The following is a 24,428-nucleotide window of genomic DNA, read 5'->3' as shown; positions in this document are numbered from 1 at the left end:
GTGACGAGCCTGACGTCGATCGCCGAGCGCTACGGCCGCCTGGATGAGCAGGACGTGCGCTGGCTCCACCGGCTCGTGGCCGACTTCCAGCTGCTGGCCGACCTCGCCATCGGCGACATCGTGCTGTGGCTGCCGACCGGCGACGAGCACGGCTACATCGCCGTGCAGCACGCGCGTCCCGCCGGCGCGGCGACGCTCTTCTACCGCGACATCGTCGGTCAGCCGGTGCGGAACGCGTGGCGCGAGCAGGTCGGCCGCGCCTTCGAGGAGGGCATCTCGCTCGACGGCGACTCGCCCGAGTGGGGCGTCGAGACCGATGCGAAGGTGCGGGCCATCCCCGTGCGGCGGCGCGAGGCGGAGCCGTCGATCGCGCTCGTCGAGCAGCCGATCGCCGTCATCACGCGGCACGCCAACCACGCCGACACGCGCAGCGCCGGCCGCCTCGAGCGCACCTTCAAGGAGTGCGCCGATCAGCTCTTCCGCATGATCGCCGACGGCGACTTCCCGGACCAGGCGGCCCCGTCCGGTCCGCGCCGCGGTGCCGCGCGCGCATCCGACGGCCTGATCCGGCTCGACCAGGCGGGCACCGTCACCTTCGCGAGCCCCAACGCGCTCTCGGCCTTCACGCGGCTCGGCTTCGTCGGCGAGCTCGAGGGGGAGTCGCTCGCCGAGATCACCACCGAGCTCATCGACGACTCGCACGAGGTCGACGAGGCGCTGCCGCTCGTCGTGACCGGTCGCGCGCCCTGGCGCACCGACATCGAGACGCGCACGGTGACGCTGACGCTCCGTGCGCTGCCGCTGCGGCGCGGGGCGTCGAGGCTCGGGGCGATCGTGCTGGTGCGCGACGTCACCGACCTGCGCATGCAGGAGCAGACGCTCATCACCAAGGACGCGACGATCCGCGAGATCCACCACCGGGTGAAGAACAACCTGCAGACGGTCGCGGCACTGCTGCGCATCCAGTCGCGGCGCACGAAGAGCGACGAGGCGCGCACGGCGCTGCAGGACGCCGAGCGGCGCGTGTCGTCGATCGCGGTCGTGCACGACACGCTCTCGGAGGGCCTCAGCCAGTCGGTCGACTTCGACGCGGTCTTCGACCGGTCGATGAAGCTCACGAGCGAGCTCGCCTCCATCCACAGCGCGCACGTGCGCACCGAGCGGCTCGGCTCCTTCGGCGTGCTGCCGAGCGGCTACGCGACGCCGCTCGCGCTCGCGCTGACCGAGCTCGTCACGAACGCGGTCGAGCACGGGCTCGCCGGCCGGCAGGACGGGCTCGTGCGCATCACCGCCCGGCGCGACGACGAATGGCTCACGGTCCAGGTCTGCGACAACGGGGCCGGCCTGCCGCAGGGCAGGGTCGGCAGCGGGCTCGGCACGCAGATCGTGAAGACGCTCGTCACCGGCGAGCTGTCGGGCTCGATCGACTGGGGCGCGCGGGCGAGCGAGGGCACCGAGGTGACGGTGCGGGTGCCGCTCGGCTACATCCGCGAGGACGACGAGGCCTGACGCCGCGCAGGACGCCCCGCGCACACGAGAGCGGGGCCGCCTTCCGGCGACCCCGCTCGAAGCGTCGTGGCTGTCAGCCCGCGCGGCGCGCGCGAGCGGCGCGGCGCTTGAGGGCGCGGCGCTCGTCCTCCGACAGGCCGCCCCAGACCCCGGAGTCCTGGCTGGTCTCGAGTGCGTACTGCAGGCACATCTCGGTCACCGGGCAGGTCGCGCACACGGCCTTCGCCTTCTCGATCTGCTCGAGCGCGGGGCCCGTGTTGCCGACCGGGAAGAACAGCTCGGGGTCGACTGTCAGGCATGCAGCGTCGTCGCGCCAGTCCATAGATGTGCTCCTTGTAGATTGGAGGGGGAGCCGCGCTTCGCGAGAGACGCGGCGCGGGAAGTCTCAGGGCGTCGCAGCACTGCCGCCCGAAGTGCAATGCTTCCACAGGCCCCCCAGAGAGGCAAGGGTTTTCTCCGTGAGCGATGTCTCCAGAGCGCGTCCTTCGACCGCCACGGCGGCCGGCGCGCTGATGCTGCTCGAGGGCCTCGGCATGATCGCCGTCGCCGTCTGGCTGGCCATCGCGGCGCTCGGCGACCCGGTCGAGCACATCGCCGGCGGCCTCTTCCTCGCGGTGCTCGCGGCGGGTGCGGCGCTGTTCCTCGCGGCGGCCGGCAAGGCCATGCTCGACGGGCGCGCGTGGTCGCGCGCGGCGGCGGTCGTGTGGCACGTGCTGCTGCTGGGCGTTGCGCTCGGCACCTTCGACGGTGGCGAAGGGCCGGTGTGGCTCGCGGTGCTGCTGGCCGCGGTCGCGATCACCGGCTTCACGCTCGTGCTGCGCAGGAGCGTGACCGGCTGGCTGCGCCGCGACGAGTGACGCGGCGACGTCAGTCGCGGAAGGCGAGCCGCTTCGCGAGCATGTCGAGGTGGCCCTTCGCCTTCGTGTTGTAGAAGGCGTGCGTGATGACCCCCTGCTCGTCGAGCACGAAGGTCGAGCGGCGCACGCCCTCGACGATGCGGCCGTAGCTGTTCTTCTCGCCGAAGGTGCCCCACGCGCGGTGCACCGAGAGGTCGGCGTCGCTCAGCAGCGGGAACTCGAGGCCGTCGAGCTCGGCCGCGCGCGCGAGCTTCTCGACCGGGTCGCGCGAGATGCCGACGACTGCGTAGCCGTGGCCGCCGAGGTCGGGCAGCGCGTCGTTGAAGTCGCACGCCTGCTGCTTGCACGCGGAGGTGAGCGCCTCCGGGTAGAAGTAGACGATGGCCTTTTGGCCCCGCAGATCCGAGAGCGCGACGGATGCGCCGTGCTGGTCGGGCAGGGTGAAGTCGGGGGCGGGCATGCCGGGCTCGAGGTGCGTCATCGGCTCCACCCAACCAGGCGGGGCGCGACGCGACCGCGGTGGCGGGCGATGCGCGCCTGTGCTATCGTTGATCCTCGGCCGGTGAGGCCATGCACCTCTAGCTCAATTGGCAGAGCAGTTGACTCTTAATCAATTGGTTCCGGGTTCGAGTCCCGGGGGGTGTACCAGAGGCCCCGGGTCCGCGTGCAGCGGGCCCGGGGCTATTCCCGTCCCTATCGCTCGCCCCGCCGCGGTCGTAGCCTGAGCCCGAGCCGAGGAGGCGCGCATGCGGGCACTGGTGGTCTACGAGTCGCTGTGGGGCAACACGGCATCGATCGCGCAGGCGATCGCCGACGAGCTGCGCTCGTCGATGGAGGTCGAGGTCGTCGACACGGATGCGGCGCCCACGAGCGCCGACGGGTACGACCTGGTGCTCGTCGGCGGCCCGACGCACGCGTTCTCGATGACGCGCCCGTCGACCCGGGCGACCGCCGTCGCGCAGCACGGCGCCCCGATGTCGCCGGGCCGCGGCATCCGCGAGTGGCTCGACGGGCTCGCGCAGGCGCCGCGGGGCACGCGAGCGGTCACCTTCGACACCCGCGTCGACCGCCCGCGGCTGCCCGGCTCGGCCGCGCGCGCCGCGAAGCAGGAGCTGCGCAGCCTCGGCTTCGACATCGCCGCGAAGCAGGAGAGCTTCCGCGTGCACGACTACGGCGGGCCCTTGGTCGACGGCGAGGTGGAGCGCGCGCGCGACTGGGCGAGGGGCATCGCCCGGGCGGTGCTCGCGGCCTGACGCGCGACGACCGCCCAGGAGGTCAGAGCGCCCGCTCCCAGACGCCGTCGAGCAGCATGAGCACGATCGCGTCGCCGTGCTCGTCCCTGCCCGCGAGCCGCACGTACATGAGCGAGTCGCCGGCCGTGAGGCGCTCGATCTCGACGGTCGTGCGCGCTGCCCACGCGCGCAGCTGCTCGGCGTCGTGCGCGCAGTGGTTCAGCTCGAGCAGCAGCTCTTCCAGCTGGGCCTCGTTGTAGGCGACGTTCGGGGCGGTAGCCGCGATCATGGCTGAATGTTAGCCACCGTGGCTAACGATCGGGAGGGTGACTTCTCTCGCTACTGCCGGTACGACGAGAGGAAGTTGCCGATGCGCTCGACCGCGTGCACGAGGTCGCGCTTCCAGGGCAGCGTCACGATGCGGAAGTGATCGGGGGCGGGCCAGTTGAAGCCCGAGCCGTGCGTGACGAGGATCTTCTCCTGCCGCAGCAGGTCGAGCGCGAACTGCGCGTCGTCGTGGATCTCGTGCACCTCGGGGTCGAGCCGCGGGAACGCGTAGAGCGCGCCCTTCGGGTTCACGACGCTCACGCCCGGGATGGCCCGCAGCCCCTGCACGGCGGCGTCGCGCTGCTCGAGCAGCCGCCCGCCGGGCAGGATGAGGTCCTCGATCGACTGGTGCCCGCCGAGCGCCACCTGGATGCCGTACTGCGCCGGCACGTTGGGGCACAGGCGCGTCGAGGCGAGCAGCGTCAGCCCCTCGAGGAAGCCCTTCGCGTGGTCCTTCGGCCCGGTGATCGCGAGCCACGCCGACCGGAAGCCGGCCGCGCGGTAGGTCTTCGACAGGCCGTTGTACGTGAGCACCAGCAGGTCGTGCGCGAGCGTCGCGATCGACACGTGCTGCGCCTCGTCGTAGAGGATGCGGTCGTAGATCTCGTCGGCGAGGATCAGCAGCGAGTGCCGGCGCGCGAGGTCGACGATGCCCTGCAGCACCTCGCGCGAGTAGACCGCGCCGGTGGGGTTGTTGGGGTTGATCACGACGATCGCCTTCGTGCGCGGCGTGATCTTGGCCTCGATGTCGGCCAGGTCCGGCGCCCAGTCGGCCGACTCATCCGTCAGGTAGTGGATGGGCGTGCCGCCGCCGAGCGACGTCATGGCCGTCCAGAGAGGGTAGTCGGGGGCGGGGATCAGCACCTCGTCGCCCGCGTCGAGCAGCGCCTGCATCGTCATCGTGATGAGCTCGGAGACGCCGTTGCCGAGGTAGACGTCGTCGACGGTGAGCTGCGGGAAGCCGTCGACGTCCTCGTAGCGGGTGACGACCGCGCGGCGCGCGGAGAGCACGCCCTTCGAGTCGGAGTAGCCCTGCGCGAGCGACAGGTTGGCGATCATGTCCTGCACGATCGTGTCGGGCGTCTCGAAGCCGAACGGCGCGGGGTTGCCGATGTTCAGCTTGAGGATGCGGTGCCCCTCGGCCTCGAGCCGGGCGGCCTCGGCGGCCACGGGTCCTCGGATCTCGTAGAGGACGTGCTTCAGCTTCGACGACTGATCGAGCGACTTCAGGGCCATTGCACCATGCTAGGCGCGCTGCTCACGCCACTCGGGCGCAGGTGGACCGCGGCGGGCGTCAGCCGGGCAGCTGCAGCAGCCCGCCGGCGGAGCGGGTCGTGGCGGCCGCGACGGCCATCGCCCGCTCGAGCGGCCCGGCCCATCCGCCCTCGTGGTCGCCCGCGAGCACCGATGCGGCGAGCGAGGCGAGCACGCTGTCGCCCGCGCCGATCGTGTCGACGATCGGGTCGGCCAGGGCCGGCACGGATGCGTCGACCCAGCCCCGGGCGGTGACGACGCGGGCGCCCTGGGGCCCGCGGGTGATCGCGACCGCCCGGGTGCCGGAGTCCAGCCACCGCGAGGCGGTCTCGCTCGCGTCCTCGTCGTAGACGAGCTCGGCGTCCTCGTCGCTCAGCTTCACGAGCAGCGCGCGCGAGGCGAGCAGGTCGAGCCCCGCGGCGAAGCGCTCGCGCGCGCCCGGCTCGCGCAGGTACGCGGGTCGGGCGTTGGGGTCGAGCAGCAGTCGCTCGTGCGAGCGCTCGATCGCGGCGAGCGGCGCCACCTGCGCCTCGTGCTCGAGCGCGAGGCACGAGACGACCACGAGCGGGGCCGACGCGAGCAGCGCGGCGTGCGGCTGCAGGTCGACGAAGCGGGAGGTGCCGGCGGCGTTGAACTCGTAGCGCATCGTGCCGCCGTCGCGCACGGCGGATGCGACGGCGGTGCCGCGCGGCGCGGCCGTGGCCGTGAGCTCGACGCCGTGCGCGGCGCAGTGCTCGCGCACGAGCCGGCCCGCGTCGTCGTCGCCGACCATGGCGATGAGCCGCGCCGGCACGCCGAGGCGCGCGAGCCCGACGGCCACGTTGAGGGCGGCGCCGCCGACGTGCGCGGCGCCGTCGACCTCGTCGACGAGCGCATCGCCCACGACGACGACGCGGTCGCTCATCGGGTCACTTGCCCTTCGCGGCCTTGCGCAGCGAGCGCTCGAGCTCCTCCTGGCGGATGCCCTCCTCGCGCTGCTTCACCGCGCCGAGCGCGAGCGCCACGCCGATGCCCCAGCTGGCCCAGAGCAGCGCCAGGCGCCAGTCCTTCGGGCCGGACTTCGTCGCCTTCACCACGGCCATGCCGCTGGCCAGCGAGCTGATCACGCCGGCGTTGAACAGGTACTTGCGCATGTCGCCTCCTCGTCGGCGAGCAGACTACCGCCGCGCACCTGGAGCCCGGCTCCGACGGGCATCCTGACCGATCGGTCGACTTCTGACCGATCGGTCAGTACGATGGTGCGACGTGACCACCCGCGACACGATCCTGCAGGCCGCGCTCGAGCGCTTCGCCCGCGTCGGCTACCTCGGCAGCTCGATCCAGCAGATCGCCGACGACGTCGGCACCTCCAAGTCGTCGGTGCTCTACCACTTCGACTCGAAGGAGGCGCTGCTCGAGGCCGCGATGGCGCCCACGCTCGACGCGATGGAGTCGCTCATCGATGCGCTGCCCGAGCTGCGCCACGAGCACACGGCGGCCGCGCCGAGCCTCGTCACCCGCTTCGTCGACACGCTCATGGCGCACAGCGCCGCGATCTCGATCTTCATCTCCCAGCGCGGCGCGCTGCAGGGGGTGCCGGCGATCGAGCGCGCGAACGCCATCGTCGACGCCATCGCCCGCACGCTCGTGCTCGAGGCGCCCACGCCGCGCGTGCTCACGCGCCTGTCGATCGGGCTCGCCGGCGTCGCCTTCATCCTCGGCGACACGCTCTCGACCGAGCACGACCACCTCGATCCGCACGAGATGCGCGCGATCTTCATCGAGACCCTGCTCGAGCTCTCGAGCACCGGAGAGGACGCCTGATGGCCACCTGGCTCGCCCGCGTCGGCGCCGCGTCCATGCGCCGCGCCTGGCTCGTGATCGTCGCGTGGGTGGCGATCCTCGGCGGCGTGCTCGGCGGCGCGCTCGCGCTCGGCCCGAACATGCAGGAGTCGTTCGCGATCCCCGGCACCGAGTCGCAGCAGGCGCTCGACCGCCTCGGCAGCGTCTTCCCGCAGGTCGCCGGCTCCTCGGTGCAGGTCGTCTACCAGGCGCCCGAGGGCGCGGAGGTCGTCGACTTCCAGGCGCAGATCCAGCAGCAGGCGCGCGAGATCGAGGCGATCGACGACGTGGCGAGCGTCGTCGAGCCGTGGAGCGAGTTCGCGAGCGACCAGGTGTCGGCCGACGGCGAGACCGCCTTCACCCAGGTGCAGTTCGAGCCGCAGGGCTCGGGCGTCACGCCAGCGGGCCTCGACGAGCTCGTGGCGACGGCGGATGCGGCACGGGCCGGGGGCCTCGCGGTCGAGTTCGGCGGGCAGGCGTTCCAGGCGACGAGCGTGCCGATCTCGTGGGTCGAGGGCGTCGGCGTGCTGTTCGCCGCGATCGTGCTGTTCGTCACCTTCTGGTCGCTGCTCGCCGCCGGCCTGCCGCTCATCACCGCGCTCGTCGGCGTCGCGATCACGATGGGCGGGGTGCTCGGCGCCTCGGCGCTCGTCACCGTCTCGAACTCGGCGCCGCTCATGGCGCTCATGATCGGCCTCGCGGTCGGCATCGACTACGCGCTCTTCATCCTCTCGAAGCACCGCTCGCAGCTCGCGCGCGGGATGGGCGTGGTCGAGTCGGGGTCGCTCGCGGTCGGCACCGCGGGCACCGCGGTCGTCTTCGCCGGTCTCACCGTCGTGATCGCGCTCGTCGGGCTGCTGATCGTCGGCATCCCGTTCCTGTCGGTGATGGGCATCGGCGCGGCCGCGTCGGTCGCGATCGCGGTCGCCGCGGCGACCACGCTGCTGCCGGCGATCATGGCGCTGCTGGGCGAGCGGCTGCGGCCGCGGCCCGGCAGCCGCGCGGCGCGGCTCGCCGAGCGCGACGTCGACGCGCAGCCGACGCTCGGCATGCGCTGGGTGACCGGGATCACGAAGCGCCCGTGGCTCGCGATCGTGGGCGTCCTCGTCGTCGTGGGCGTCGCATCCGTGCCCGCCGCGAGCCTCGAGCTCGCGCTGCCCGACAACGGGCGCGAGGAGCGAGGCACGACGCAGCGCATCGCCTACGACCTGCTGCAGGAGGGCTTCGGCGAGGGCACGACGGGCCCGCTCGTCGTCATGGCCGACATCACGCAGGTGACCGACATCATGCCGACGCTCGAGGCGATCTCGGACGACCTCGTGGCGATCGACGGCGTCGACCGCATCGGCAGCGCCTTCCCCGACGAGACCGTCGACACCGCGATCATCCAGGTGATCGCCGAGACGGGGCCCGCCGACCACGCGACCGCCGAGCTCGTGCGGGCGATCCGCGACGCGGCGCCCGCGCTCGAGGCCGAGCACGGCACGCCCATCGCCGTGACGGGCGCGACCGCCGTGCAGATCGACGTCTCGCAGCGGCTGCAGGACGCGCTGCTGCCCTTCGGCATCGTGGTGGTGACGCTCGCGGTCGTGCTGCTGCTGCTCGTGTTCCGCTCGATCCTCGTGCCGGTGACGGCCGCGATCGGCTTCGTGCTGTCGGTGCTCGCCGCCTTCGGCACGGTCGTCGCGACCCTGCAGTGGGGCTGGGGCGCAGAGCTGCTCCACACCGAGGCTGGGCCGATCCTGTCGTTCATGCCGGTGCTGCTCATGGCGGTGCTGTTCGGCCTCGCGATGGACTACCAGGTCTTCCTCGTCTCGGGCATGCGCGAGGCGCACGCGCACGGCCACAGCGCGATCAGCGCCGTGCGGCACGGCTTCGCCGCCAACGCGCGGGTCGTGACCGCTGCCGCGCTCATCATGTTCTTCGTCTTCTTCGCCTTCGTGCCCGAGGGGATGGCGATGATCAAGGCGATCGCGCTCGGCCTCGCGGTCGGCGTCGCTGTCGACGCGTTCCTCGTGCGCATGACGCTCATCCCGGCGGTCATGACGCTGCTGGGCGAGCGCGCCTGGTGGCTGCCGCGCTGGCTCGACCGCGCGATGCCCGACATGGATGTCGAGGGCGAGAGCCTCGGCCGGCACCGCGCCGCGCTCGCGTGGGCGGCGGATGCGGGCGGTCACCTCGCGCTCGAGCGGCTGCGGCCCGAGGTCGACCACGACCGGCCCGGCAGCGCCTCCTGGACGCTGACGGCGCCGCGCGGCGCGGTCGTGCGGCTCGATGCGCCGTTCGCCGAGCGGCAGCGGCTCGCGCACGCGCTGCTCGGCGACGTCGGCGCGGCCGGCCATGCGCACCTCGGCGGGGCCGCGCTGCCCGGCGACGTGCCGCTGCTGCGCAGCCGCCTCGCGCTCGTCGACCTCGACCTCGTCGACGCCGGCTTCATCGAGCCAGGGGGCCGCGCCGAGACGGTCCACCACGCCGCCCGCGCGGCGCTCTCGCTGCGCACGCCGCTCGCGCTCGGCGCGACGCTCGACCGGCGCGCGTCGGCGCTCGTCGAGCGCGCGGCCGCGGCGCTCGGCAGCCCGATCGACGCGTCGGCGCCGCTCTCGCGGCTCTCGCCGCTCGCGCGCGCCGCCGTGCTGGTGGCGATCGCGCTCGAGCGGCAGCCGAGCCTCGTGTGGATCGACGCCGCGACCGGCGCACCCGCTGGCGCCGCCCGCGTCGCGGCGCGGCTCGGCGGCGACGACCTCACGATCGTCACGAGCGAGCCGGCGCCCGAGGCGCACGGCCGCCCCGCGATCGACCTCGCGCCCGACGACGCCGCGGCCGACGACCGCGCCGCAGCCGACGCATCCACCGCCGCATCCGACCCCACCGACACCGGCGACGCCACCGCGGCGCTCGCGACCACGGGAGCCGACCGATGACCACCGCACTGCAGAAGGCCGTCGCGCTCGGCGCGGCCGCCGCGACCCCCTTCGCCATCGCCGCGTTCGCCGCCTGGTCGATCGGGCCCGCCGTCGACGGCGACCGCGACGTGCCGGCCGCGGTCGTCAACCTCGACGAGATGGTGACGACGATCGCCGACGACGGCACCGAGAGCGTGATGTTCGCCGGGCGCCAGGTCGTGACCGACCTGGTGGGCGACGAGACGGACGGCATCGACTTCCGCATCCTGAACGCCGACGACGCCGCCGAGCAGCTCGCGCGCGGCGACGTCCACGCCGTCGTCACGATCCCCGCCGACTTCTCGGAGCGCGTGCTGAGCCTGCAGGGCGACGAGCCGCGGCAGGCGGGCATCGAGATCGTCACCGACGCGTCGAGCGACGCGCTCGCGACCGAGCTCGCCGCCGAGACCGGAGAGTCGGTCGTCGCCTCCTTCGGCGACCTCGTCACGAGCGGCTTCATCTCCGGCATCTTCGGCGGCTACGGCACCCTCGCCGAGCAGCTGGGCGCCGCGGCGGACGGGGCGGATGCGGTGGGCACGGGCGGCGCGGAGCTCGCCTCGGGCCTCGGCGAGCTCGCCGGCGGCATCGACTCTCTCGCCGACGGCGCCGGCGCCTCGGAGGACGGCGCCCGGCAGCTCGCGGCCGGCGGGCAGCAGCTCGCCGACGGGCTCGCGACCGCCGACGACGGCATCGGGCAGCTCGCCGGCGGCGCCTCGTCGCTCAGCGACGGGGTCGCGCAGTACACCGGCGGCGTCGACGCGCTCGCGGGCGGGGCCGCGTCGCTCAGCGACGGCGTCGACCGCTACACGGCCGGAGTCGACCAGCTCGCCGGCGGCGTGCAGCAGGCGGCCGACGGGCTCGAGGCGGGGCTCGGCTCCGCGACCGCGGGCGTCGCGCAGCTCGAGGGCGCGATCGACCAGTCGGCCGGCGGCGCCGCGCAGCTCGTGGCCGCGCTCGAGGCCGACCCGACCACCGATCCGCAGACGCTCGAGGCGGCCCGGCAGCTCGCCGGCGGCCTCGCGCAGCTCGGCCAGCAGGACGTCAGCGGCCAGCTCGGCGCCGGGCTCGCCGAGGCGACCGCCGGCATCGGCCAGCTCGACGCGGCCGCCGCACAGGTCGCCGGCGGCGGCGCCGCGCTCCGCGACGGGGCCTCGCAGCTCGCCGACGGCGCGGCGCAGGCCTCCGCCGGCTCGCCGGCGCTCCGCGACGGCGCGTCGCAGCTCGCGGGCAGCCTCGCCGAGCTCGACGACGGCTTCGGCGCGTCGGTCGACGGCGCCCAGCAGCTCGCCGACGGCACGGGCGAGCTCGCCGGCGGCCTGCAGCAGCTCGAGTCGGGCGCCGTGCAGCTCGCGGCAGGCGCGCGCTCGGCGCAGACCGGCGCCGCGCAGCTCGGCGACGGCGCCTCCGAGCTCGGCGACGGGCTGCGCGAAGGCGTCGCGGCGATGCCGCAGCTCGGCGACGACGAGCTCGCCGACCTCTCCTCGGTCGCGACCGACCCGGTCGGCTTCGACCTCGACGAGCAGGGCGCGCTCCCGAGCGGCGAGGCGCGCATCGCCGCGCTCGCCGTGCCGATCGGCCTCTGGCTCGGCGCGCTCGCCCTCGTGCTCGTGCTCGCGCGCACCGCCCGCCGCATCGCCGCATCCGCCGAGTCCGACGGTCGTGTGCTCGCGACGCTGCTCGCGCGCTCGGCGTGGGTCGTCGTCGTGCAGGCGGTGCTCGCGGCGCTCGTCGTGCACGCCATCGGCGGGGTCGCGTGGGCGTCGCTGCCGGCGACGCTCGGCGTGACGCTGCTGTTCGCCGCCGCCGCGGGGCTGCTGCAGCTCGCGCTCGTCGCCTGGTGGGGCCCGGCCGGCGCGGTCGTCTCGCTCGTGCTGCTCGGGCTGCAGGCCGTCGCGGCCGGCGGGCTCGTGCCGCGCGACGTGCTCGGCGGCCCGTTCGAGGCGATCGCGCCCGTGCTGCCGATGACGCACGCGGTCGACGCGCTGCAGGCGATCGCGGCGGGCTCCGGCGCCGGCGGCGCCGCGCTCGGCGGCTCGGTCGCGATGCTCGTGCTGTTCGTCGGCGTCGGGCTGCTCGCCGCGGCGCTCGCGGTGCGCAGCGCGCGCCGGCGCGCGACGGGGGAGCGGATCCGGGCGCTCGACGCGCTCGCGCCGGCCGCCGCCTGAGCCCGCCGGGCGGCTACGCTCGCGGCATGGATGGTGCGCAGCAGCGTGGCTGGGCGCTCTCGTGGGTGACCGCTGGCCGGGCAGCGACGCGTGGGCGTCAGAGCCCGCTGGCCCGTGGCGCCCTGTCGCTGATGGTCCTGGTCGCAAGCTCCGTCGTCACTGCGTGCGCGACCGGATCGGAGCCGCGCGATGACGTCGAGGCTCGACAGGCGGCGGACGGCAACTGGATGCTCGTCCGTGCGATGGGAGATGGGTCGTCGGCTGGCTACCCCGAGGCGGCCCTCGAGGGAGCGCTCGTCCTCGACGCCTCCACCGGCTGCGTCGCCGGTCGGCTCGGAGACGCGCTCATCGGGGTGATCCTCCCAGATACGGCAGCGCTGACCGGCGACGCTGTGGAGCTTTCGCCTGGCGGCACCGTCATCGAGCTCGATGCTCCGGAGACGATCGGTGGAGGCTTCCAGTCGCGCGAAGACATCGAGACGCGCGGCGCCACGGTCGAGCCCTGCGCATACGCCGAGTACTTCACCATCAATCCCGACCTCTGACGCCGGCGAGGCCGCGCCCGGCGCGCCGCCCGCGGCTCCGAGCGGCCCGGGCGGCGCCGCGGGCTACGCTCGCCGAGTGCCCTCGCCCACCTCCGCCATCGTCGCGGTCGCCGCGCACCTGCCGGCGGGCATCCGCACCACCGAGCAGACCGAGCGGCGCCTGCGCGACGAGAACCCTGGCCGCGGGCTCCCGGTCGGGCTCATCCGGCGGATGACCGGGGTCGACCGGGTGCACGAGCGCGAGCCGGGCGAGCAGGCATCCGACCTCGCCGCGCACGCCGCGCGCCGGGCGCTCGCCGACTCGCCCGAGCCCGTCGACCTGCTCATCTTCGCGAGCGCGAGCCAGGACCTCATCGAGCCCGCCACCGCCCACATCGTCGCCGACCGGCTGGGCCTCGACGTGCCGGTCTTCGACGTGAAGAACGCCTGCAACTCGGTGCTGAACGCCGTGCAGGTCGCGCACGCGATGATCATGAGCGGCCAGGCGCGGCGGGTGCTCATCGCGAGCGGCGAGACCCCGACGAGCGCCGTGCGCTGGCGGCTCGCCGACCGGCACCAGTTCGTGCGCTCCTTCCCCGGCTACACGATGAGCGATGCGGGAGCGGCGCTCGTGCTCGAGGCCGCGCCCGCCGGCGGCCGCGGCATCGTCGACCTGGCGTTCTCGGCGGCCTCCCACCACTGGCGCATCGGCACGCTGCCGACCGGCGGCTCGATGCACCCGCGCGACCCCGAGGCGACCTACTTCGACATCGACGGCCGCGGCCTGCAGCGCGCCTTCCTCGCGCTCGGGCCCGAGCTCATCACCGACCTGCTCGCCAGACGCGGCATGGGGCTCGACGACGTCGACCTCGTGCTCATGCACCAGGTCGCCGAGCCGCACCTCGCGCCCATCGCCGAGCGCCTCGGCGTCGGCGTGGAGCGCATCCTGCCCACCGTCGCCGAGCACGGCAACCTCGCCTCGGCGACGCTCCCCATCCAGCTGCGCCGCGCGCTCGACGACGGGCTCGTCGGCCCGGGCAGCCTCGTGCTGCTCGTCGGCCTCGCGGGCGGCATCAGCCTCGGCGCGGCGCTGGTGCGGCTGTGAGCGAGGCGCCCGAGCGGCACGGCCGGCTGGCCGTCGTGGTGCCGGTCTTCCAGGAGGCCGCCGGCATCCGTCCGACCCTCGAGCACCTCGCGGCGCAGCGCGACGGCGACATCGACGTGTGGTTCGTCGACAACGGCTCGACCGACGGCTCGCGGCAGGTGATCGAGCGGTTCGCCGCCGAGCGCGGCCTCGCCCGCTGGCACGTCGTCGACGAGCCGCAGAAGGGCACCGGCGCCGCCGCCGACACCGGCATGCGCGCCGCGATCGCGGCCGGTGCGACGATGCTCGCCCGCACCGACGCCGACTGCCTGCCGCGGCTCGACTGGACCGCGCGCATCCGCCACGCCCTCACGCCGCAGGCCGCGGGCGGCCTTGGGCTCGAGCTCGTCGCCGGGCTGCTCGTGCCGCGCCGCGACGAGGGGCTCGGGCCCGTGCGGCGCGTCGCGCTCACCGCGGCGGTGCGGGTGGCGGACGCGTTCGGGGTCGTGCGGCCGTCGAACAACGGCCCAGAGTTCCACGGGCCCTACGTCATGGCGGCCGGCTGCAACGTGGCGATCACCGCCTCCCGGTACGTCGCGAGCGGCGGCTTCCCGCGCACGGCGATCGAGGAGCTGCACGAGGATCGCGCGCTCGTGAACGCCGTGCGGCGGCAGACGGGCCGGGTCGCGCGGCGCGACGACGTGGTCGTGCGCGGCTCCTCGCGGCGCGTGCAGGCGTGGGGGCTGCGGCGCACGCTGCTCTGGTACAAGGATCACGCCTACCGGCCCGCGCACGTGGACATCCGGTGAGCGACCCCCGGGTGAGCACCTATCCGGTGAGCGCCGACCGCCAGCGGCGGCTCGCGCTCGCGATGCGCCGCGACGAGCGGCTCATGCACGCCGCGCACCCGGTCGCCTACCCGCTGCTGCAGGCCGTGCCCGGGCCCGTGCGGCGCGTGCCCGGCATCGGGGTGGTCGTGAAGGACGCCGCGCTCGCCCGCACCGTGCTGCTCGACGGCGCCGCCTTCTCGAAGCGCGGGCGCGGGGCGTCGAGCGACCTGTGGACGCCGGTGCTCGGGCCCAGCGTGCTCGTGAACATGCACGGCGACGACCACCGGGCGCTGCGGCGCCGGCTCGCGCCGATCTTCGCCCCCGGCTTCGTCGAGCCGCTCGTCGAGCGCACCCTGGGCCCCGGCGCGGCCGAGCTCGAGCGGCGGCTCGCGGCGGGGGAGCGCGTCGACCTCGCCGCCCACGCCCGCCGGTCGGCGAGCGCGGCGATCGCGCTGCTCGTCGGGCTCGACGAGGCGGCCGTCGACGAGCGGCTCTTCCGGCAGGTGACGGCGATCACCGGCATGGTGCGCCTCAGCCGCCCCCGCTTCAGCCCCGGGCAGGTGCGCCGCGCCCGCGCGGTGCTCGACGAGCTCGGCGAGCACGCCGCGGCCGCCTACCGCGGCGACGAGTCGACCGTGCCCGGGCGGCTGCGCGCCCTCGGCCTCAGCCAGCAGGAGGCGCTCAGCGCGGTCGGCGCGTTCGTGCTCACCGGCACGGAGACGATCGTCGCCGCGCTGCCGCGCATCGTCGCGCTGCTCGCCGACAGCGGCACGCTCGGCGAGCTCGCCGACGACGCGGCGGCCGAGCGGGCGATCGCCGAGGGGCTGCGGTGGACGACCCCGACGCCGGTCATGCTCCGCGCGACGCTCGAGGAGCGGGAAATAGGCCCCGTGCGCGTGCGGCCCGGCGACCGCGTCGTCATCGCCACCTACGCGGCCGACCGCGGCGCCGGCGGCTTCGACCCCGCATCCGACCGCGCCGCCGCGCTCAAGCAGCTGTGGTTCGGCGCCGGCGCGCACTTCTGCATCGGCGCGCCGCTCGCGATGGCGCAGCTGCGGCTCGCGCTCGCGGCCCTCCGCCGCGTCGAGGCCGAGGGGCGGCGCATCCGCGTCGTCGAGCGCCGCCCGGCCCGCGGGCAGCTGCTGCCGGCGCTCGCGTCCTGCGTGCTCGAGGCCCGCGCATGAGCATGCTCGAGGCGGTGCTCGCCGCCACCCGCGAGCACGCAGAGCGGCCCGCGATCACGGCGGGCCGCCGCACCCTCACGTTCGCCGAGCTGGGCGACCGGGTCGAGCGGGTCGCGGCCGGGCTCGCGGATGCGCGCCTGGAGCCCGGCGACCGGGTCGCGTTCTCGGTGCGGCCGGGCCTCGACGCCGTGGTGCTCGCGCTCGCGGTGTGCCGCGCGGGCGGCGCGATCGCGTTCGTCGACCTCGGCGCCGGCCCCGAGCTGCTCGCCGCCCGCCTCGCGCTCGCGGAGCCGCGCTGGAGCGCCGCCGAGTCGGTGCTCCACCTCGTCTCGGCCCCGGGCCTGCACCGCATCGCCCGCCGGCGCGGCATCGACCTGCCCGCCTACGCGACGCTGCTGCCGAGCGCCCGGCACATCGTCACCGGGCCGCCGCTGCCGGGCACGCCCCGCGGCGCGCTGCGCCTCGACCGCCTGGCGCGCACGGCGCCCCGGCCGCTGCCGATGCCGGACCCCGGCGCCGACGCGCTGCTCATCTTCACCTCCGGCACCACCGGCACACCGAAGGCGGTCGTGCACACGCTCGCCTCGCTCGGCGCCGGCCTCGACGACATCCGCGACGGGCTCGGGCTCACACCCGGCCTCCGGGTGCTCACCGACCAGCTCATGATCGGCATCCCGGCGCTCATCGCCGGCGCCCACTGGACGCTGCCGCCGGCCGGCGCCGACCCGGGCGCGGCGCCCGAGCAATACCTGCCGCTGCTCGAGCGCGCCGAGGCGGTCTTCTGCTCGCCCGCCGGCCTCGACGCGATCCTGCGCCTGCTCGACGAGCGGCGCGCGCCCGCCGGCGCCCTCTCGCTCATCGCGCTCGGCGGCGCGCCGGTGCTGCCGCCGCTCATCGAGCGGGCGCTCGCGCGCTTCCCGGCCGCGCGCATCCGCTGCGTCTACGGCATGAGCGAGATCCTGCCGGTCGCGATCGCCGACGGCGCCGAGAAGCTGCGCGCCGTCGGCGACGGCGACGTCGTCGGCCGAGTCGCGCCGAGCGTGCGGGCGCGCATCGACGACGGCGAGCTCGTGCTCGCCGGCCCCGGCCTCGCGCGCGCCTACCTGCACGAGCTGCCCGCCGAGCTCGCCGAGGTGCGCACGGGCGACCTCGCGCGGCTCGACGGCGACCGGCTGACGCTGCTGGGGCGGAGGAAGGACATGCTGCTGCGCGGCACGCAGAACGTCTACGTCGGCCTCTACGAGCCGGTGATCGCATCGCTGCCGGGCGTCGCCGACGCGGCGATGGTGGGCGTCCCGGATGCGATCGGCGACGACCGGCTCGTGGTCGCGGTCGTGCCCGACGGGGCGCCCGCCGACCTCGCGCCCGACCCCGCGCATCCGCTCGCGAAGCGCGTCGCGGCAGCCCTGCCGGGGCTCATCGACCACGGCGCGCTGCCCGACCTCGTGGTCGCGATCGGCGCGCTGCCGCGCCGCGGCCGCATGCAGAAGCCCGACCGGCCGGCGCTCGTCGCCCTCGTCGCACCGCTCGTCGAGGGCTGACGGATGCGCGTGCTGGTGACGGGTGCGTCGGGCTTCGTCGGCGGCGCGGTCGCGACCGCGCTCGCCGACCGCGGCGACGCCGTGGTGGGGCTCGGCCGCCGCCCCGGCGGCTGGTCGCACCCGGGCGGCCGCTACGTGCGCCGCGATCTGCTCGCGCCCGTCGACGACCTCGGCGCGTTCGACGCGGTCGTGCACGCGGCTGCGCTCGCCGACGACTGGGCGCCGCTGCCCGAGGCGATGCGCGTCAACCGCGACGGCGCGGTCGCGATCGGCCGCGCGCTGCCGGGCGCGCGGCTCGTGCACATCTCGACCGCGAGCGTCTACGACGCGCGACACCCGACGGTGCTGGGGCACGAGGGGGCGCCGCTGCCGACGCGGTTCCTGAGCGCCTACAGCGCCTCGAAGGCGGCCGCCGAGCGCGCGCTCGCGGGCCGCGCCGCCGCGATCCTGCGCCCGCACGCGGTGTACGGGCCGGGCGACACGACGCTGCTGCCGCGAGTGCTCGAGGCCCGGCGCGGGCCCCTGCTGCCGCTGCCGGGCGGCGGCCGCGCGCTCCACACGCTCACCCGCATCGACACCCTCGTCGCCGCGACGCTGCGCGCGCTCGACGCGCCGGGCGACATCGGCGTCGTGAACGTCGGCGACGCGCCCGCCCTGCCGCTCGCCGACGTGCTGCAGCGCGTGCTCGCGGCGCGCGGCGAGCCGGCGCGCATCCTCCCGCTCCCGGTCGGCGCGGCGATGGCGCTCGCGACCGCCGCCGAGCGCCGCGCCCGTCGCACCGGCACCCGCCCGCGCCTGACGCGCTACGCGGTCAGCCAGCTGGGCATGGAGCGCACGCTCGATCTGACGCGCATGCGCGAGCGACTCGGCCTCGAGCCGCGGCCGGTCGACCTCGCTGGCGCCGCCGACTGGTAGCCGCCGACCGGCAGCCGGGGCGCACGTCAGGCGGGCGGCTCGGGCGCCGACGCGACCGGATCGGGCTCGGCCGCCTCGGCCGTGTCCGCCTGCCCCAGGTGCTCGCGCGCGAACTCGAGCGTCTCGGTCAGCAGCCGAAGCCGGTCGCGCTCCGAGCGCGCCTGGCGCGTCTTGATCTCGGCGATCACCTGGCCGGTCCACTGCCGCTCGGCGAGCATCTGCAGCACCTCGGCGACCGGCTCGTTGCCGTGGCCGGGGATGAGGTGCTCGTCGAAGACGCGCCCCTCCTCGGCGGCGACGCCGTCGGTGAGGTGCAGGTGCCGCAGCCGGTCGCCCAGGTCGAGCGCCAGCTGCATCGAGTCGCGCTTCGCGAGCGCGCAGTGCGAGAAGTCGAGCGTCGCGTGCTCGACGTCCATCTCGCTCGGGTCGATGCCCGGCAGGTAGGCGGCGCGGTCGATGCCGCCCGCCGACCAGGGGAACATGTTCTCGACCGCCACCTCGACGCCGTGCTTCTGCTCGCTCTGCCGCACCGCATCCTCGAACGTCTTCGCGTACTTGCCCTGCCACCGGAAGGGCGGATGCACGACCACGGTGGGCGCGCCGACCGACACCGCGAGCTCGGCCGAGCGGTCGAGCTTCACGAACGGGTCGCGGCCCCAGACGAAGGTCGTCAGCAGCACGACCGGCGCGTGGATCGCCATGATCGGCTGGTGGTAGCGCTCCGACAGCTCGAGCAGCCGCTCGGGGGAGCGGGTCTTCGCGTCGGTCGTGACCATCACCTCGACGCCGTCGTAGCCCGCCTCGTGCGCGAGCCGGAAGCCGTCCTCGACCCCCTTGGGGAAGACGGAGATCGTGCTGAGACCGACCTGGATCATGCCCACGACGGTAGACCCTCCGGATGAACGCCGCGCATCCGCCGCGACGAACCGATGCGACCCGCCGCCGATCAGACATGTGCCCGCGGCGTAGGATCGGGCCATGCCTGAGATCGACATCAAGCCGCGCTCGCGCGCCGTCACCGACGGCGTCGAGGCCACCACGAGCCGAGGGATGCTGCGGGCCGTCGGCATGGGCGACGGCGACTGGGAGAAGCCCCAGATCGGCATCGCGAGCTCGTGGAACGAGATCACGCCCTGCAACCTCTCGCTCGACCGCCTCGCGCGCTCGTCGAAGGAGGGCGTGCACGCCGGCGGCGGCTACCCGCTGCAGTTCGGCACCGTCTCGGTCTCCGACGGCATCTCGATGGGCCACGAGGGCATGCACTTCTCGCTCGTCTCGCGCGAGGTGATCGCCGACTCCGTCGAGGTGGTCGTGAACGCCGAGCGGCTCGACGGCACCGTGCTGCTCGCCGGCTGCGACAAGTCGCTGCCCGGCATGCTCATGGCCGCCGCGCGCCTCGACCTCGCGAGCGTCTTCGTCTACGCCGGCTCGATCGCGCCCGGCTTCGCCAAGCTCGAGGACGGCACGATCCCCAAGTCGATGACGATCATCGACTCCTTCGAGGCCGTCGGCGCCTTCAAGGCGGGCAAGATCTCCGCCGAGGACCTGCACCGCATCGAGTGCGGCTTCGCGCCCGGCGAGGGTGCCTGCGGCGGCATGTACACCGCCAACACGATGGCGTGCATCGCCGAGGCGCTCGGCATGAGCCTGCCCGGCTCGTCGACGCCGCTGTCGGCCGACCGCCGCCGCGACTACTACGCGCGGAAGTCGGGCGAGGCCGTCGTCGAGCTGCTGCGGCAGGGCATCACCGCCCGCGACATCCTCACCAAGGAGGCGTTCGAGAACGCCATCACCGTCGCGATGGTGCTCGGCGGCTCCACGAACGCCGTGCTCCACCTGCTCGCGATCGCGCACGAGGCCGAGGTGGAGCTGACCCTCGAGGACTTCCGCCGCATCGGCGCCCGCTCGCCGCACCTGGCCGACGTCAAGCCCTTCGGCGCCTACGTGGCCCAGGACTTCGACCGCGTCGGCGGCATGCCGGTCGTCATGAAGGCGCTGCTCGACGCGGGCCTCCTGCACGGCGGCGCGCTCACCGTCACAGGCCGCACGCTCGCCGAGAACCTCGCCGAGCTCGACCCGGCCCCGATCGACGGCACCGTCGTGCGCTCGCTCGAGAACCCCATCCACGCCACCGGCGGCCTCACCATCCTCGACGGCACCCTCGCTCCCGAGGGCGCGGTCGTGAAGACGGCCGGCTTCGACGCCGAGGTCTTCGAGGGCCCCGCGCGCGTCTTCGACCGCGAGCGGGCCGCGATGGACGCCCTCACCGCCGGCGAGATCCAGGCCGGCGACGTGGTCGTCATCCGCTACGAGGGCCCGAAGGGCGGCCCCGGCATGCGCGAGATGCTCGCCATCACGGCCGCCATCAAGGGAGCGGGCCTCGGCAAGGATGTACTCTTGCTGACAGACGGCAGATTCTCAGGCGGCACAACCGGCCTGTGCATCGGCCACATCGCCCCTGAGGCGGTCGACTCCGGTCCGATCGCCTTCGTGCGCGACGGAGACCGCATCAAGGTCGACATCGCCGCTCGCTCGCTTGACCTGATCGTCGACGAGGCAGAGCTCGCCTCCCGGCGTGAGGGCTGGGAGCCGCTGCCACCGCGCTACACGCGCGGAGTCCTCGCCAAGTACGCCCGTCTCGTGCGCTCCGCCGCCACCGGCGCAGTCACGGGCTGACGCACGTCCAGCGTGAAGCCAGGAGAGCCATGTCCATGACACCCAGGCCTGCCGCCCCGCGCAGCGCCGAACCGCCGATCCTCACCGGATCCGGCGCCGTCCTCCGATCCCTCGAGCTGCTCGGGGTCGAGGATGTCTTCGGCATCCCCGGCGGCGCCATCATCCCCTTCTACGACGAGCTCATGCAGCAGTCGGCGATCCGCCACATCCTCGTGCGCCACGAGCAGGGCGGCGGCCACGCCGCCGAGGGCTACGCGGCCGCGACCGGCCGGGTCGGCGTGTGCCTCGCGACCTCCGGCCCCGGCGCCACCAACCTGGTGACGGCCATCGCGGATGCGTACATGGACTCGGTGCCGATGGTCGCGATCACCGGTCAGGTCTTCAGCCACCTGATCGGCACGGATGCGTTCCAGGAGGCCGACATCACCGGCATCACGATGCCGATCACGAAGCACAGCTTCCAGGTGTCGCACCCCGAGGACGTGCCGGGCGTGATGCGCGCGGCGTTCCACATCGCATCGACCGGCCGCCCGGGCCCCGTGCTCGTCGACATCACGAAGGACGCGCAGCAGAACTCGGCGCCGTTCATCTGGCCCGAGAAGGTCGACCTGCCCGGCTACCGGCCCGTCTCGAAGGCGCACGGCAAGCAGATCACCGCCGCGGCGCAGCTGCTCGCCGAGTCGCAGCGCCCGCTGCTCTACGTCGGCGGCGGCGTGATCCGCGCGAAGGCGTCGGAGGAGCTGCGCGAGTTCGCCGAGGCGACCGGCGCCCCCGTCGTCACGACGCTCATGGCGCGCGGCGCGTTCCCCGACTCCCACCCGCAGCACCTCGGCATGCCCGGCATGCACGGCGCGGTGCCGGCGGTGCTCGCCTTCCAGGAGTGCGACCTCATCATCGCCCTCGGCGCGCGCTTCGACGACCGCGTCACGGGCAAGGTGAACGAGTTCGCGCCGGGCGCGAAGGTCATCCACGTCGACGTCGACCCGGCCGAGATCTCGAAGATCCGGCCCGCCGACGTGCCGATCGTGGGCGACGTGCGCGAGGTGCTCGCCGACCTGTCGATCGCCTTCCAGGACCTCGCGACCACCGCGCGCCCCGACCTCACCGACTGGTGGGAGCGGCTGCAGGGCCTGCAGGAGCGGTTCCCGCTCGGCTTCGCCGAGCCGACCGACGGCAAGCTCTCGCCGCAGCACGTCATCCAGCGCATCGGCGAGATCACCGGCCCCGAGGCCGTCTACGCCGCGGGCGTCGGCCAGCACCAGATGTGGGCCGCGCAGTTCATCAAGTACGAGCGCCCCAACGCCTGGCTCAACTCCGGCGGCGCCGGCACGATGGGCTACGCGGTGCCCGCCGCGATGGGCGCGAAGGTCGCCGAGCCCGAGCGCGTCGTCTGGGCGATCGACGGCGACGGCTGCTTCCAGATGACCAACCAGGAGCTCGCCACCTGCACGCTCAACGACATCCCCATCAAGGTGGCGGTGATCAACAACTCGTCGCTCGGCATGGTGCGGCAGTGGCAGAGCCTGTTCTACGAGGGCAGGCACTCGTTCACCGACCTCGAGACCGGTGACGACGCGCGCATGATCCCCGACTTCGTGAAGCTCGGCGAGGCGTACGGCTGCCTCTCCATCCGCGTCACGAAGCCCGAGGAGGTCGACCCGGCCATCAAGCTCGCGCTCGAGACCAACGACCGCCCCGTGGTGATCGACTTCATCGTGTCGAAGGACGCCATGGTGTGGCCGATGGTGCCGCAGGGCGTCTCCAACTCCTTCGTGCAGTACGCCAAGGAGCACAGCCCGGTATGGGAGGAGGAGTGATGAGCACGCACGTCCTGTCGCTCCTGGTCGAGGACAAGCCCGGCCTGCTGACCCGCGTCGCGGGCCTGTTCGCCCGACGCAGCTTCAACATCGAGTCGCTCGCGGTCGGCAAGACCGAGGTGCCCGGCCTCTCGCGCATCACGGTCGTCGTCGACGTCGAGGACCTGCCGCTCGAGCAGGTGACGAAGCAGCTGAACAAGCTCATCAACGTCGTGAAGATCGTCGAGCTCGAGCCCGGCCAGTCGGTGCAGCGCGAGCACATGCTGATCAAGGTGAAGGTCGACAACTCGACCCGCTCGCAGATCCTCGAGGCCGCGACGCTCTTCCGCGCCAACGTCGTCGACGTGAACGCCGACGCGCTCGTGATCGAGGTCACCGGCGACTCCCCGAAGTGCCAGGCGCTGCTGCGGCTCCTCGAGCCCTACGGCGTGAAGGAGATCGCCCAGTCGGGCCTCCTCGCCATCGGCCGCGGCGGCAAGTCCATCAGCGAGCGCGTGCTCAAGTCCGACCGCTGAACCAGCTCCCAGAACCCAGACGAAGGAGAACAGCATGACTGAGGTCATCTACGACGACGGTGCCGACCTCGGCATCATCCAGGGCAAGAAGGTCGCCATCATCGGCTACGGCTCGCAGGGCCACGCGCACGCGCAGAACCTGCGCGACTCGGGCGTCGAGGTGCGGGTCGGCCTGCAGCCGGAGTCGAAGAGCCGCGCCAAGGCGCAGGAGGCCGGCTTCGAGGTGGGCACGCCCGCCGAGGTCGCCGAGTGGGCGGACGTCGTCGTCCTGCTCGCGCCCGACCAGCACCAGCGCCACATCTACAACGACGAGATCGCGCAGCACATGGGCGAGGGCAAGACGCTCGTCTTCAGCCACGGCTTCAACATCCGCTTCGGCTACATCACCGCGCCCGAGGGCGTCGACGTCGTGCTCGTCGCGCCGAAGGGCCCGGGCCACACCGTGCGCCGCGAGTTCCAGGCCGGCCGCGGCGTGCCCGTGATCGTCGCCGTCGAGAAGGATGCGTCGGGCTCGGCCTGGCAGACGGCCTGGTCGTACGCGAAGGCGATCGGCGGCCTCCGCGCCGGCGGCATCACGACCACGTTCACCGAGGAGACCGAGTCCGACCTCTTCGGCGAGCAGGCGGTGCTGTGCGGCGGCGTCTCGCAGCTCGTGCAGTACGGCTTCGAGACCCTCACCGAGGCCGGCTACCAGCCGGAGATCGCCTACTTCGAGGTGCTCCACGAGCTCAAGCTCATCGTCGACCTCATGTGGGAGGGCGGCATCGCCAAGCAGCGCTGGTCGGTCTCCGACACGGCCGAGTACGGCGACTACGTCTCGGGCCCGCGCGTCATCGACCCGAGCGTCAAGGAGAACATGCAGGCGGTGCTCAAGGACATCCAGTCGGGTGCCTTCGCCGAGCGCTTCATCGGCGACCAGGACGCCGGCGGCCCCGAGTTCAAGGCGCTGCGCGCCAAGGCCGAGGGCCACCCGATCGAGGCGACCGGCCAGAAGCTGCGCGCGCTCTTCGCGTGGGAGCAGCCCGACGCCGACTACACCGACGGCTCGGCCCAGCGCTAGCCACCACCGCTGGTCGAGCAGCCGCCGCAGGCGGCGGCCACCACCGCTGGTCGAGTAGCCGCCGCAGGCGGCGGCCACCACCGCTGGATAGTTCTATGTCTCGGGATGCGCAAGATCGGTTCTGAGGTTGCGGAAGATCTCTCGGACGATAGCTCGCTTCAGCGCTCGCATGATG

The 24,428-nt window shown here is 74.0% G+C and carries 23 protein-coding genes and 1 tRNA gene; 17 read left to right on the top strand and 7 right to left on the bottom strand.

Going from position 1 to position 24,428, the window contains the following annotated elements; all coding sequences use genetic code 11:
- Complete coding sequence (locus J2X49_RS12845; RefSeq protein ID WP_128189405.1) at nt 1-1,509, top strand: sensor histidine kinase; 1,509 nt, start codon at nt 1-3, stop codon at nt 1,507-1,509.
- A 73-nt stretch (nt 1,510-1,582) separates the two neighbouring features.
- Here the strand turns inward: J2X49_RS12845 and J2X49_RS12840 are convergent, their stop codons facing one another.
- A complete protein-coding gene (locus J2X49_RS12840; protein WP_021010012.1) occupies nt 1,583-1,831 on the bottom strand; it encodes a WhiB family transcriptional regulator in 249 nt (82 codons plus the stop codon).
- Nucleotides 1,832-1,967: 136 nt separating this feature from the next.
- Here J2X49_RS12840 and J2X49_RS12835 point away from each other — a divergent pair, with 136 nt between their 5' ends.
- A complete protein-coding gene (locus tag J2X49_RS12835) occupies nt 1,968-2,366 on the top strand; it encodes a hypothetical protein (RefSeq protein ID WP_128189406.1) in 399 nt (132 codons plus the stop codon).
- A gap of 10 nt (nt 2,367-2,376) precedes the next feature.
- Here J2X49_RS12835 and bcp read toward each other — a convergent pair whose 3' ends face one another.
- The gene (gene bcp, locus J2X49_RS12830) at nt 2,377-2,847 is read right to left on the bottom strand and encodes a thioredoxin-dependent thiol peroxidase (protein ID WP_310127004.1); all 471 of its coding nucleotides are present in this window, start codon (nt 2,845-2,847) and stop codon (nt 2,377-2,379) included.
- A 91-nt stretch (nt 2,848-2,938) separates the two neighbouring features.
- Between bcp and J2X49_RS12825 the strand changes: the two genes are divergently transcribed.
- Nucleotides 2,939-3,014, top strand: a tRNA-Lys gene (locus J2X49_RS12825).
- Nucleotides 3,015-3,112: 98 nt separating this feature from the next.
- A complete protein-coding gene (locus J2X49_RS12820; RefSeq protein ID WP_310127001.1) occupies nt 3,113-3,619 on the top strand; it encodes a flavodoxin domain-containing protein in 507 nt (168 codons plus the stop codon).
- Between the two features lie 22 nt (nt 3,620-3,641).
- Here J2X49_RS12820 and J2X49_RS12815 read toward each other — a convergent pair whose 3' ends face one another.
- Genes J2X49_RS12815 through J2X49_RS12800 form a run of 4 tightly spaced genes read right to left on the bottom strand, consistent with a single transcriptional unit; the run spans nt 3,642 to nt 6,312 of the window.
- Nucleotides 3,642-3,887: a hypothetical protein gene (locus J2X49_RS12815; protein ID WP_310126999.1), complete on the bottom strand. Its 246-nt coding sequence runs from the start codon at nt 3,885-3,887 to the stop codon at nt 3,642-3,644.
- 50 nt (nt 3,888-3,937) lie between these two features.
- Entirely contained in the window at nt 3,938-5,161 is a 1,224-nt protein-coding gene (locus tag J2X49_RS12810) for a pyridoxal phosphate-dependent aminotransferase (RefSeq protein ID WP_310126998.1), read from the bottom strand.
- A gap of 58 nt (nt 5,162-5,219) precedes the next feature.
- Nucleotides 5,220-6,083 (bottom strand): PfkB family carbohydrate kinase, encoded by an 864-nt coding sequence (locus J2X49_RS12805; protein WP_310126996.1) that lies wholly within the window; start codon nt 6,081-6,083, stop codon nt 5,220-5,222.
- A gap of 4 nt (nt 6,084-6,087) precedes the next feature.
- The gene (locus J2X49_RS12800; protein ID WP_128189417.1) at nt 6,088-6,312 is read right to left on the bottom strand and encodes a hypothetical protein; all 225 of its coding nucleotides are present in this window, start codon (nt 6,310-6,312) and stop codon (nt 6,088-6,090) included.
- Between the two features lie 112 nt (nt 6,313-6,424).
- Here J2X49_RS12800 and J2X49_RS12795 point away from each other — a divergent pair, with 112 nt between their 5' ends.
- The 9 genes from J2X49_RS12795 to J2X49_RS12755 all read left to right on the top strand — a co-directional run bounded on the left by J2X49_RS12795 (nt 6,425) and on the right by J2X49_RS12755 (nt 18,185).
- Nucleotides 6,425-6,982 (top strand): helix-turn-helix domain-containing protein, encoded by a 558-nt coding sequence (locus J2X49_RS12795; protein ID WP_310126993.1) that lies wholly within the window; start codon nt 6,425-6,427, stop codon nt 6,980-6,982.
- Entirely contained in the window at nt 6,982-9,921 is a 2,940-nt protein-coding gene (locus J2X49_RS12790) for an MMPL family transporter (protein WP_310126990.1), read from the top strand. The genes J2X49_RS12795 and J2X49_RS12790 overlap by 1 nt, the downstream gene beginning before the upstream one ends.
- Complete coding sequence (locus tag J2X49_RS12785; protein WP_246991932.1) at nt 9,918-12,107, top strand: YhgE/Pip family protein; 2,190 nt, start codon at nt 9,918-9,920, stop codon at nt 12,105-12,107. The genes J2X49_RS12790 and J2X49_RS12785 overlap by 4 nt, the downstream gene beginning before the upstream one ends.
- 26 nt (nt 12,108-12,133) lie before the next feature.
- Nucleotides 12,134-12,652 carry a hypothetical protein gene (locus tag J2X49_RS12780; RefSeq protein WP_310126986.1) on the top strand — a complete coding sequence of 173 codons (519 nt, stop codon included), beginning with the start codon at nt 12,134-12,136 and terminating at the stop codon, nt 12,650-12,652.
- A 76-nt stretch (nt 12,653-12,728) separates the two neighbouring features.
- Nucleotides 12,729-13,736: a 3-oxoacyl-[acyl-carrier-protein] synthase III C-terminal domain-containing protein gene (locus tag J2X49_RS12775; protein WP_310126984.1), complete on the top strand. Its 1,008-nt coding sequence runs from the start codon at nt 12,729-12,731 to the stop codon at nt 13,734-13,736.
- Nucleotides 13,733-14,524: a glycosyltransferase family 2 protein gene (locus J2X49_RS12770; RefSeq protein WP_310126982.1), complete on the top strand. Its 792-nt coding sequence runs from the start codon at nt 13,733-13,735 to the stop codon at nt 14,522-14,524. Before J2X49_RS12775 ends, J2X49_RS12770 begins: the two co-directional genes overlap by 4 nt.
- Nucleotides 14,521-15,729 (top strand): cytochrome P450, encoded by a 1,209-nt coding sequence (locus J2X49_RS12765; RefSeq protein WP_310126979.1) that lies wholly within the window; start codon nt 14,521-14,523, stop codon nt 15,727-15,729. Before J2X49_RS12770 ends, J2X49_RS12765 begins: the two co-directional genes overlap by 4 nt.
- Nucleotides 15,726-17,270, top strand: a complete 1,545-nt coding sequence (locus J2X49_RS12760) for a class I adenylate-forming enzyme family protein (protein ID WP_310126976.1) — start codon at nt 15,726-15,728, stop codon at nt 17,268-17,270. The genes J2X49_RS12765 and J2X49_RS12760 overlap by 4 nt, the downstream gene beginning before the upstream one ends.
- Before the next feature lie 3 nt (nt 17,271-17,273).
- Entirely contained in the window at nt 17,274-18,185 is a 912-nt protein-coding gene (locus J2X49_RS12755) for an NAD(P)-dependent oxidoreductase (RefSeq protein ID WP_310126973.1), read from the top strand.
- Between the two features lie 26 nt (nt 18,186-18,211).
- On the opposite strand, the gene J2X49_RS12750 is transcribed toward J2X49_RS12755, so the two are convergent.
- On the bottom strand, nt 18,212-19,060 hold the full coding sequence (locus J2X49_RS12750) for a sugar phosphate isomerase/epimerase (RefSeq protein WP_310126970.1): 849 nt from the start codon (nt 19,058-19,060) through the stop codon (nt 18,212-18,214).
- 103 nt (nt 19,061-19,163) lie between these two features.
- Here J2X49_RS12750 and ilvD point away from each other — a divergent pair, with 103 nt between their 5' ends.
- Genes ilvD through ilvC form a run of 4 tightly spaced genes read left to right on the top strand, consistent with a single transcriptional unit; the run spans nt 19,164 to nt 24,253 of the window.
- Nucleotides 19,164-20,861 carry a dihydroxy-acid dehydratase gene (gene ilvD, locus J2X49_RS12745; protein WP_246991922.1) on the top strand — a complete coding sequence of 566 codons (1,698 nt, stop codon included), beginning with the start codon at nt 19,164-19,166 and terminating at the stop codon, nt 20,859-20,861.
- 29 nt (nt 20,862-20,890) lie between these two features.
- Complete coding sequence (locus tag J2X49_RS12740) at nt 20,891-22,678, top strand: acetolactate synthase large subunit (RefSeq protein ID WP_246991920.1); 1,788 nt, start codon at nt 20,891-20,893, stop codon at nt 22,676-22,678.
- On the top strand, nt 22,678-23,193 hold the full coding sequence (gene ilvN, locus J2X49_RS12735) for an acetolactate synthase small subunit (protein ID WP_246991918.1): 516 nt from the start codon (nt 22,678-22,680) through the stop codon (nt 23,191-23,193). The genes J2X49_RS12740 and ilvN overlap by 1 nt, the downstream gene beginning before the upstream one ends.
- Nucleotides 23,194-23,227: 34 nt before the next feature.
- Nucleotides 23,228-24,253 carry a ketol-acid reductoisomerase gene (gene ilvC, locus J2X49_RS12730; RefSeq protein ID WP_310126965.1) on the top strand — a complete coding sequence of 342 codons (1,026 nt, stop codon included), beginning with the start codon at nt 23,228-23,230 and terminating at the stop codon, nt 24,251-24,253.
- Nucleotides 24,254-24,428 lie beyond the last annotated feature (175 nt).

Source organism: Agrococcus sp. BE272 (assembly GCF_031457935.1).
GTDB classification, from domain to species: domain Bacteria; phylum Actinomycetota; class Actinomycetes; order Actinomycetales; family Microbacteriaceae; genus Agrococcus; species Agrococcus sediminis.
Note: the sequence above shows the minus strand (reverse complement) of the source record. Positions and strands in the feature narration are given on the sequence as shown.